Here is a 9,038-nt window from a genome sequence, read left to right as displayed (position 1 = left end):
CCCACCGCCACCGCCGTTGCCACCCTTGTCGGCATGTGCGGTCGCGGCATCGATTCCAGGCACGAAGCCATGGAAGACGATTCCATAGGGAGCGATGGTCAGCGCCAGGACGGCCGCCGATCTGAGAGCCAGACGGCAACAACGGGCCGTGATCGATCCACGCATACTGATCTCCGTCGATTGAGCCGGCGCGCCCACCCCAACGTTGCAGTGCAACAACATCGCCGAAAGACGTGGTGACCGGAAGCGACCTCCGACCGTTGCGTTTGTCCCCCAGGACCTTTGCAGGCGCAAGCTTGGACCAAAGTCCCAGGCGAGGCGTGAAAAATCGCTCTCGTGAGCGAGCGGCAGCGGAGATACCATGTCACGAAAATGTGATCAGCCTGACGTAAGGCGGTCGAACAGGCAACAAGCTCCAGCCAAACCAAGCCAGAGGTTCCCATGACCGAACATCGCTCCCCCGACGCCCGATTCCGCACCAGCCTGCTCGAGGAAAACGAAGGCCCAGCCAACAATCCCAGCGAGAACCGCACCATGGGCGAGATCATCGCTGCGCGGTTCTCGCGCCGTGGCTTCCTCAAGGGTTCGCTTGCCGTTTCGGCGATCGCCGCCACCGTCAGCCCGCTGGCCATGATCGCCGCCGACGATGCCCGCGCCGCGGAAGGCTCAGCGTTCAAATTCGACGAGCTGGAGGCCGGTATCGACGACAAGCACCACGTCGCGGCGGGCTACGACGCCGACGTTTTGCTGCGCTGGGGCGATCCGCTGTTTGCCGACTCGCCGGAATTCGACCCGACGAAGCAGTCGGCACAAGCCCAGGCCAGGCAGTTCGGCTACAACAACGACTATGTCGGTTACATCCCGTTGGATGGCTCGGCCGAACATGGCCTGCTGGTGGTCAACCACGAATACACCAACCCGCATCTGATGTTCCCGGGCATCGTCAAGATCGTCGAGAAGGACGGCAAGAAGTCGGCCGAGGTGGCGCCGCTCTCGAAAGAGCAGGTCGATGTCGAGATGGCCGCCCATGGCGGCACCATCGTCGAGATCCGCAAGGATGGCGGCAAATGGCGGGTGATTCGCGACGGCAAGCTCAACCGCCGCATCACCGCAAACACCGAGATGGCGCTGTCGGGCCCGGTTGCCGGCCATGGCCGCGTCAAGACCAATGCTGACCCGTCCGGCGTCAAGGTGTTCGGCACCATCAACAATTGCGCCGGCGGGGTCACGCCCTGGGGCACGTATGTGATGTCCGAGGAGAACATCCATGGCTATTTCTCCGGCGAGCTGCCGGAGGGCCACAAGGAGGCCGCCAACTACAAGCGCCTCGGCATTCCGGAAGGCGCCTATGAATGGGGCGCGCACTATGACCGCTTCAACCTGGCCAAGGAGCCGAACGAGCCCAACCGCTTCGGCTGGATCGTCGAGGTCGATGTCAACGACCCGGCCTCGGTGCCGCGCAAGCGCACCGCCATGGGCCGCTTCAAGCATGAGGGCGCCGAATCGATCGTCGCCAAGGATGGCCGCGTCGTCTTCTATCTCGGCGACGACGAGCGCTTCGACTATGTCTACAAGTTCGTCACCAAGGGCATGTTCAACGCCGGCGACCGCGCGGCCAACAAGGATCTGCTCGACGACGGCACGCTGCATGTCGCCAAGTTCGCGGAGGACGGCTCGGTCGAATGGATGCCGATCGTGTTCGGCCAGGGGCCGCTGACGGCGGAAAACGGTTTTGCCGGCCAGGCCGACGTGCTGATCGAGACACGCCGCGCCGCCGACCTGCTTGGCGCCACTAAGATGGACCGGCCCGAAGACATCCAGCCCAATGCCAGCAACGGCAAGGTCTATGTCATGCTGACCAACAATTCCAAGCGCAAGGCCGATCAGGTCGACGCCGCCAACCCGCGTGCCGAAAACGCCTTCGGCCACATCATCGAAATCGTCGAGGACGAGGGCGATTTCGCCGCCACCAAGGGCAAGTGGGAAGTGCTGCTGAAATGCGGCGACCCGTCGGTGGCCGCCGTCGGCGCCACCTTCTCCACCGCGACGACGGCCAATGGCTGGTTCGGCATGCCCGACAATTGCGCGGTCGATTCGGCCGGGCGCCTGTGGGTCGCCACCGACGGCCAGGGCCCGAAGGCAACCGGCCGCACCGACGGCCTGTGGGCGGTGGACACGGAAGGATCGGCGCGGGCGACCTCGAAACTGTTCTTCCGGGTGCCGATCGGCGCCGAGATGTGCGGCCCGCTGTTTGCGCCGGACGACCAGACCGCCTTTGTCGCCGTCCAGCATCCGGGTGACGGCGGCGAGGATTGGGAAGCGTTCGGCCGGCCCTCCTATTATGAGGACCTGTCGACCCGCTGGCCCGATTTCAGGCCCGACATGCCGGTGCGGCCGGCGGTGGTCGCCATCACCAAACAGGGTGGCGGCAAGATCGCCGTCTGAGGTCGGGCGAGACAAAAATGAGAGGGGCTCCGGCGATCCGGGGCCTCTCTTTTGTGCGATATCATATTCAAGCCTCGGGAAAGATTGGCAATTTACACGTGGCGCCCTAGATCGTGATCAGGAGATCATCGCCATGCCCAAGTCGATCTACGACCGTGGCCTGCTCAAACCTGACGAAGTGGCCACCTTGCAACGTGTCTTCGACGAGGCCTGCCGCCGACGGCAAGCGCATCCCGAATCCGTCGAGGCGCGTGAATTGGCGCTCACCTTGCTGGCCCTCTACAATGCCGGCATGGTCGACGAGGAGATGCTGACCGAGGCTGTCGGTTTCCGGCGGCTGGAGCCGAAATCGGCGTGACGCCGACGGCAAATGTTGTCCTGTGCGGTCGCTCAGCGTGAGGCGCCGGAGGGGCGGGATGAGCCGGCGATCCGCGCAGCTATCGCCTTGGCCAATATGCCGGCATTGGCAAAGCAGCCGCGGATGCTCGGCCGCATGCCGGTGAACCACAGGCCGGGCAGTTTCGGATCGGCCTGGCCGCCGTTGAAGAGCGGAACGCCCTTCTCGTCGAGCACGCCGAGATTGCCGACCATCCGCTCCAGCCCAGTGCGGTAGCCCGTCGCCGCAATGACGATGTCGGGAGCGATCAGGCTGCCATCGGCCAGGATGACGCCGTCGCGGGTGAACTCCCGTACCCCGGACACCACCACGATCCTGCCCGATTTGATGGCATCGACGGCGCCATCGTCGGCGGCGATCGCGGTATAGTCCGAGGTCAGGCGGCTGGCGCCGCCCGCGGGCGCGGGCGGCACGCCGAATTTGGTGAGATCGCCGAATACCAGGCGCTGCGTCACCGCCATCACCGCATCGGCGACGCGCAGCGGCAGGCGCGCCATGAGCGGCGAGAGGCGGTGCACGGCGATCTTGCCGACGCGCTTGGGCAAAAGGGCGGGGCCGTTGCGGGCCGACAGCCAGACAGCGGCGGTATCGACACCGGCCAGATGATTGAGTGCGTCGAAGCCCGAATTGCCGGCGCCGACAACCAGCACCTTCTTGCCCGCATAGGCCTGGGCATCGCCAAAATCCGCCGAGTGGATGATCCGGCCCGCGAACGCCTGCATGCCCGTCCACTGCGGCGTGAAGGGTTCCCGGTCGCGGCCGGTGGCCACAACGACATGGCGCGCCAGGCGCGAGCCGGCGCTGGTGCGCACGACCCAGTGATCGCCCCTGAATGTGATGGACTCGACGGAAACGCCAAACTCCACCGGCAAACGGTTCGCCTCATGGAAATCGTTCATATGGCGGATGACGACGTCCCGGTGCGGAAAGGCGGGGGTGCCCTTGGGATAGGCAAGGCCGGGCAGTGCCGAGAGATCGCGGTGGGTGTTGAGGTGCAGCTGCTCGTGGCGCCGGCGCCAGGGCTCGGCCAGCCGGCTTTCCTTCTCCAGGATCGCCGTCGCCACGCCGGCCTTCATCAAGGCCCTCGCGACGGCCAGCCCGGCGGCGCCGGCGCCAACGACGATCGCCGGCTCGACCGTCACCGCCTGCTCCACCATCGATCTGCTTGTCGTATCAGCCATTCACTCTCGAACCCCATTCGCCCTCGCGGCAGCCCCTGAAGGCTCGCAGGCCGCTGTAACAGTTTGATCGCGCGCAGGACCCGAACGGCAACTCGATGCCGATTTTCGATGGTCCCGCGCCGAGGCGGCTTCGCGTCTGGAGCATTTCCGCCCGGCCGAAACAGCCGGTCGCGGCACCGCGTCAAAACCACGACATGGAGCGCATTACCCGCTTCCGTCCGAATACATCCAGCCCTATATGGCATATCCGCGGCATCGGCGATAATCAGGTCGCGGCAAAGTGATTGATTCGAGGTCCGGGGGCTGGCGGATCTCGTCACGGACGCGGGCATTCGAAACCGGCAACCCGATTTCGGCTACCTTGCGAAAAATCAAGACGCCATGGCGCGTCTTGCGTGTCGTCGGACACGTCGCGCCATGGACGGCACGCGGAATCTCGACCATGCCCTCCTTGCGGATCTATTTCGACAACCTCCTCGAGGGGGCCTCGCCCAAGGTCGAGCGCCGGGCGCTGACGCATGTCGAACGGCTGGCGCTGGTGCGCCGTCATGGCGACTTCTCGCTCGCTTATTCCACCGCCGTGCAAAGCAAGCTTTCCTATTTTGGCGATGCCGACGGTTACATCGCCTTCGGCACCAAGATGAGGCATCATTTCGCGCTCGGCGATCCGGTGGCGGCGCCGGATCGGCGGCCCGATTACATCAGACGCTTCGTCGAGAGCGCTGGCGGCCCGTGGTTCGTGCAGATCGGCGAACAGACCGCCCAGGTCCTTGCCGGCCTTGGCTACAAGATCAACCGGCTGGGCATCGACACGCGCCTCGCTCTGCCCGACCATGATTTTTCCGGCAAGCGCAACGAAACGGTGCGTTATTCCGAGCGCTGGCTGCTGAAGAAGGGCTTTTCGTTCGAGGAGGACAAACGCACGATCCACCTCGACGAGATCTCCCGGCTGTCTCAAAACTGGCGCGGCGACCGTATCGTCAAGCGATGGGAGATGGGTTTCCTCAACCGACCGTTTTACGATCAGCTCGGCACCGATATGCGCCGTTTCGTGCTGCACGGCCCCGATGGCGACCTCGTCGCCTTGCTCGATTTCGATCCGATGTTCGCCGACGGCAAGGTGATCGGCTACACCACGGCCTTCAAGCGCAAGCACATCGATGCCTCGCCGCATGCCGAGATCGGCCTGACCAAATTCGCCGTCGACCGCTTTCGCGAGGAAGGCATTTCGGTGGTGACGCTCGGCCTGTCGCCGCTGCTCGATGTCGGCCCGAGCGGATTTGCCGAAAGCGAGTTCTGGCGCAACGCCTTCCAGCGCGCCTACGACTCGCCCTGGGTCAACCGCCGCAGGTTCAACCTGCAGGGACAGGCGGCATTCAAGCGCCGCTTCCACGGCGCCGAGGAACCGGTCTACATCGCCTTTCGCGAGGGGACCTACATCGAGATGCTGGGGTTGCTGCGGCTGGTCAAGGCCATTTGAGGCCTCTCTCACGACTTTAGGGCCGCGTCAGTTCCTCAGCCGGTAGCCGGTCCGGAAGATCCAGGCGACGATCGCGATGCAGACGGCCAGGAACACCAGCGTCATGCCGAGGCTGACGACGACCGAGACATCGGCCTTGCCGTAGAAACTCCAGCGGAAGCCGCTGATCAGGTAGACCACCGGGTTGAACAGCGTGATCGTCTTCCAGATGCCTGGCAGCATGTGGATCGAATAGAAGCTGCCGCCGAGGAAGGTCAGCGGGGTGATGATCAGCAGCGGCACCAGCTGCAGCTGCTCGAAGCTTTTCGCCCAGATGCCGATGATGAAGCCGAACAGGCTGAAGGTCACCGCCGTCAGGATCAGGAAGGCGAGCATCCAGAACGGATGTTCGATGTGCAGCGGCACGAACAGCGAGGCCGTGGCCAGGATGATCAGGCCGAGGATGATCGACTTGGTCGCGGCGCCGCCGACATAGGCGATGACGATCTCCAGGTAGGAGACCGGCGCCGACAAAAGCTCGTAGATCGAGCCGACGAATTTCGGGAAATAGATGGCGAATGAGGCGTTGGAGATCGACTGCGTCAACAGCGACAGCATGATCAGTCCCGGCACGATGAAGGCGCCGTAGGCGATGCCGTCGATTTCGGTTATGCGCGAGCCGATGGCCGAGCCGAAGACGACGAAATAGAGCGACGTCGAGATGACTGGCGAGATGATGCTCTGCAGCACGGTGCGGAACGCACGCGCCATCTCGACCCGGTAGATCGCCCAGACCGCGCGAAAATTAGGGGCCGCACGCAGGTTCATGGCTCTTGCCTCAGGAGATTGACGAAGATCTCTTCGAGCGAGCTGTTCTTGGTATCGAGATCGCGGAACTGGATGCCGGCCGCCTCGAGATCCCTGATCAGCGAGGCGACGCCCGGCCGGTCGCTCTGGTTGTCGTATGTGTAGGTGAGTTGCGTGCCATCCGGCGACAGTTCGAGCGCATAGCGCGAGAGCCCGTCGGGCACGCTGCCGAGCGGCGCGCGCAGCTCCAGCCTCATCTCCTTGCGGCCGAGTTTGCGCATCAGTTCGGCCTTGCCCTCGACCAGGATGATCTCGCCGCGGTTGATGACGCCGACGCGGTCGGCCATGGCCTCGGCTTCCTCGATATAGTGCGTGGTAAGGATGATGGTGACGCCGTCCTCGCGCAGCCGCCGGACCATCGCCCACATGTCCTGGCGCAGTTCGACGTCGACGCCGGCGGTCGGCTCGTCGAGGAACAGGATGCGTGGCTCGTGCGACAGCGCCTTGGCGATCATCAGCCGCCGCTTCATGCCCCCCGACAGCGTGATCGCCTTGGCGTCCTTCTTGTCCCACAGCGACAGGTCGCGCAGCACCTTCTCGACGAAGGCCGGATTGGCCGGCTTGCCGAACAGGCCGCGGCTGTAATTGACGGTCGCCCAGACGCTCTCGAACGCGTCGATGGTGAGTTCCTGCGGCACCAGCCCGATCAGGCTGCGCGCGGCGCGATAGTCCTTGTTGATGTCATGGCCATCGACGGTCACGGTGCCCGAAGAGCGGTTGACGATGCCGCAGACGATCGAGATCAGCGTCGTCTTGCCGGCGCCATTGGGGCCGAGCAGCGCGAAGATCTCGCCGCGCTGGATATCGAGGCTGACTTCCTTGAGCGCGGTGAAGCCGGTGGCGTAGGTCTTGGAGACCCCGGAAATGGACAATATGGAGGGCATGGTTGAAAACGGCTGCCTGAAAGAGGTGACTTGATATAGGCCTGTTGTCGCCCAGTGCAACCGCAAGTCAATGCCCTGCTGCCAGTTCTGGACATCGAAGCGCGGAGCTGGTTGGGAATGCGCCGCGTCCATCCGGTAAAATTGTCCTGTGGCGTTCAGCCTCGCGGCAGGAGGCCGCTTTGACCTGACCCCGCTTCGGGCCTATCCTTCGCGAGTATTTACAGCCGGAGCCCGCCATGGACCCGCTCATACTGTCGCGCATGCAATTCGGCGCGAATATTTCGTTTCATATCCTGTTTCCGACAATCACCATTGCCCTTGGCTGGGTGCTGCTGTTCTTCAAGCTGCGCTACAACGCGACCAATGATTCCGCCTGGATGCGCGCCTATTTCACCTGGGTGAAGGTGTTCGCGCTGTCGTTTGCCATGGGCGTGGTCTCGGGCGTCACCATGAGCTTCCAGTTCGGCACCAACTGGCCGGGCTACATGCAGCATGTCGGCAACATCGCCGGACCGCTGCTCGCCTACGAGATCCTCACCGCTTTCTTCCTCGAGGCGGCCTTTCTCGGCATCATGCTGTTCGGCTTCCGCCGCGTCTCCAACCGCATCCACACGCTGGCGACGGTGCTGGTCGCCGGCGGCACGACGCTGTCGGCGTTCTGGATCATCGCCCTCAATTCCTGGATGCAGACGCCGGCCGGCTTCGAGATGCGCGACGGCGTCGCGCACGCCGTCGATTGGTGGGCCATCATCTTCAACCCGTCCATGCCCTACCGGCTGGTGCATATGCTGCTCGCCTCGGGGCTTACGGTGTCGTTCCTGATCGCCGGCCTGTCGGCGCTGCGCTACCTCAACGGCGACCGTTCGGAATCGATGTGGAAGGCGCTGCGCACCGGCGTCTTTACCGCTGCGATCCTGATCCCGATCCAGATCCTGGCCGGCGACCAGCATGGGCTCAACACGCTGGAACACCAGCCGCAGAAGATCGCCGCCATGGAGGCCAACTGGAACACCGGTCCCAACGTGCCGCTGGTTTTGTTCGCGCTGCCCGACGAGGCGGCCAGGGAAAACAAGTTCGAGGTCGCGATTCCGGACGGGGCCAGCCTTATCCTGCGGCACTCGACCGACAGCGTCGTGCCGGGGCTGAACGACTATCCCGGCAACCATCCGCCGGTCTTTCCGCTCTTCTGGAGCTTCCGCATCATGGTCGGCACCGGGCTTTTGATGCTCGCCGTCTCCTGGTCGGCCGCCTTCTTCCTCAAGCGCCGGCACGCGCTGCCAAGACCGCTCGCCATGCTGATGGTGCCGATGGCGTTGTCGGGCTGGCTGGCGACGCTGGCCGGCTGGTACACCACCGAGATCGGCCGCCAGCCCTGGCTGGTGACCGGCGTATTGAAGACCGCCGACGCCGTCGGGCCGGTGGCCGGCAGCCATGTGGCGCTGACGCTCGCCATCTATCTCCTGCTCTACGTGCTTTTGCTGATCGCCTATCTCGGCGTGCTGGTGCACCTGGCGCTGAAGGCGGCCAAGGACGGCGACACCTCGCCGCTGCCGGGTGTTCTCAACGCACCGCTGTCGCAGCCGGCCGCGGGGGAGTGAGCATGTTTTCATTGCAGGCCCGCGCCGCCCCTCACCTGCCTGCCGGCATCCTCTCCCCGTATAGGGACGAGGAGAGGGGCGCCGTCGTCACCGATTTCGCCAATCGTCAGCGTTACAGGAAGGGCGCCGGCATCGCTGCCAGCCCCCTTCTCCCCGTCCCTATACGGGGAGAAGTGCCCGGCAGGGCGATGAGGGGCTGCGCTAGCT

Annotated in this window: 8 protein-coding genes; 5 read left to right on the top strand and 3 right to left on the bottom strand. The window is 64.3% G+C overall.

What is annotated here, in order from left to right:
- Positions 1–441: 441 nt before the first annotated feature.
- Both FJ950_RS26900 and FJ950_RS26895 read left to right on the top strand, forming a co-directional pair.
- Positions 442–2,445, top strand: a complete 2,004-nt coding sequence (locus FJ950_RS26900; protein WP_140619885.1) for a PhoX family phosphatase — start codon at positions 442–444, stop codon at positions 2,443–2,445.
- A gap of 133 nt (positions 2,446–2,578) precedes the next feature.
- Positions 2,579–2,803 carry a hypothetical protein gene (locus FJ950_RS26895; RefSeq protein ID WP_015314754.1) on the top strand — a complete coding sequence of 75 codons (225 nt, stop codon included), beginning with the start codon at positions 2,579–2,581 and terminating at the stop codon, positions 2,801–2,803.
- A gap of 32 nt (positions 2,804–2,835) precedes the next feature.
- Here FJ950_RS26895 and FJ950_RS26890 read toward each other — a convergent pair whose 3' ends face one another.
- Positions 2,836–4,023, bottom strand: a complete 1,188-nt coding sequence (locus FJ950_RS26890; RefSeq protein WP_140619883.1) for an NAD(P)/FAD-dependent oxidoreductase — start codon at positions 4,021–4,023, stop codon at positions 2,836–2,838.
- A gap of 95 nt (positions 4,024–4,118) precedes the next feature.
- On the opposite strand from FJ950_RS26890, the gene FJ950_RS26885 reads away from it, so the two are divergent.
- Together FJ950_RS26885 and FJ950_RS26880 are read left to right on the top strand one after the other, a co-directional pair.
- On the top strand, positions 4,119–4,307 hold the full coding sequence (locus FJ950_RS26885; RefSeq protein WP_140619882.1) for a hypothetical protein: 189 nt from the start codon (positions 4,119–4,121) through the stop codon (positions 4,305–4,307).
- Between the two features lie 158 nt (positions 4,308–4,465).
- A complete protein-coding gene (locus FJ950_RS26880) occupies positions 4,466–5,503 on the top strand; it encodes a phosphatidylglycerol lysyltransferase domain-containing protein (protein WP_015314752.1) in 1,038 nt (345 codons plus the stop codon).
- A 27-nt stretch (positions 5,504–5,530) separates the two neighbouring features.
- On the opposite strand, the gene FJ950_RS26875 is transcribed toward FJ950_RS26880, so the two are convergent.
- Complete coding sequence (locus FJ950_RS26875; RefSeq protein ID WP_015314751.1) at positions 5,531–6,310, bottom strand: ABC transporter permease; 780 nt, start codon at positions 6,308–6,310, stop codon at positions 5,531–5,533.
- Positions 6,307–7,233 (bottom strand): ABC transporter ATP-binding protein, encoded by a 927-nt coding sequence (locus FJ950_RS26870; protein ID WP_041163616.1) that lies wholly within the window; start codon positions 7,231–7,233, stop codon positions 6,307–6,309. Before FJ950_RS26870 ends, FJ950_RS26875 begins: the two co-directional genes overlap by 4 nt.
- 236 nt (positions 7,234–7,469) lie before the next feature.
- Here FJ950_RS26870 and FJ950_RS26865 point away from each other — a divergent pair, with 236 nt between their 5' ends.
- A complete protein-coding gene (locus tag FJ950_RS26865) occupies positions 7,470–8,831 on the top strand; it encodes a cytochrome ubiquinol oxidase subunit I (RefSeq protein ID WP_140619880.1) in 1,362 nt (453 codons plus the stop codon).
- The last annotated feature ends 207 nt before the right edge of the window (positions 8,832–9,038 follow it).

Source organism: Mesorhizobium sp. B2-3-14 (assembly GCF_006442175.1).
GTDB classification, from domain to species: domain Bacteria; phylum Pseudomonadota; class Alphaproteobacteria; order Rhizobiales; family Rhizobiaceae; genus Mesorhizobium; species Mesorhizobium australicum.
This window is presented reverse-complemented; position numbering and strand designations above follow the sequence as displayed.

What these genes read in the sequence shown, in the direction of transcription:
- FJ950_RS26900 (WP_140619885.1), top strand. Translation starts at nt 442, where the DNA reads ATGACCGAACATCGCTCCCCCGACGCCCGATTCCGCACCAGCCTGCTC.
- FJ950_RS26895 (WP_015314754.1), top strand. Translation starts at nt 2,579, where the DNA reads ATGCCCAAGTCGATCTACGACCGTGGCCTGCTCAAACCTGACGAAGTG.
- FJ950_RS26890 (WP_140619883.1), bottom strand. Translation starts at nt 4,023, where the DNA reads ATGGCTGATACGACAAGCAGATCGATGGTGGAGCAGGCGGTGACGGTC.
- FJ950_RS26885 (WP_140619882.1), top strand. Translation starts at nt 4,119, where the DNA reads ATGCCGATTTTCGATGGTCCCGCGCCGAGGCGGCTTCGCGTCTGGAGC.
- FJ950_RS26880 (WP_015314752.1), top strand. Translation starts at nt 4,466, where the DNA reads ATGCCCTCCTTGCGGATCTATTTCGACAACCTCCTCGAGGGGGCCTCG.
- FJ950_RS26875 (WP_015314751.1), bottom strand. Translation starts at nt 6,310, where the DNA reads ATGAACCTGCGTGCGGCCCCTAATTTTCGCGCGGTCTGGGCGATCTAC.
- FJ950_RS26870 (WP_041163616.1), bottom strand. Translation starts at nt 7,233, where the DNA reads ATGCCCTCCATATTGTCCATTTCCGGGGTCTCCAAGACCTACGCCACC.
- FJ950_RS26865 (WP_140619880.1), top strand. Translation starts at nt 7,470, where the DNA reads ATGGACCCGCTCATACTGTCGCGCATGCAATTCGGCGCGAATATTTCG.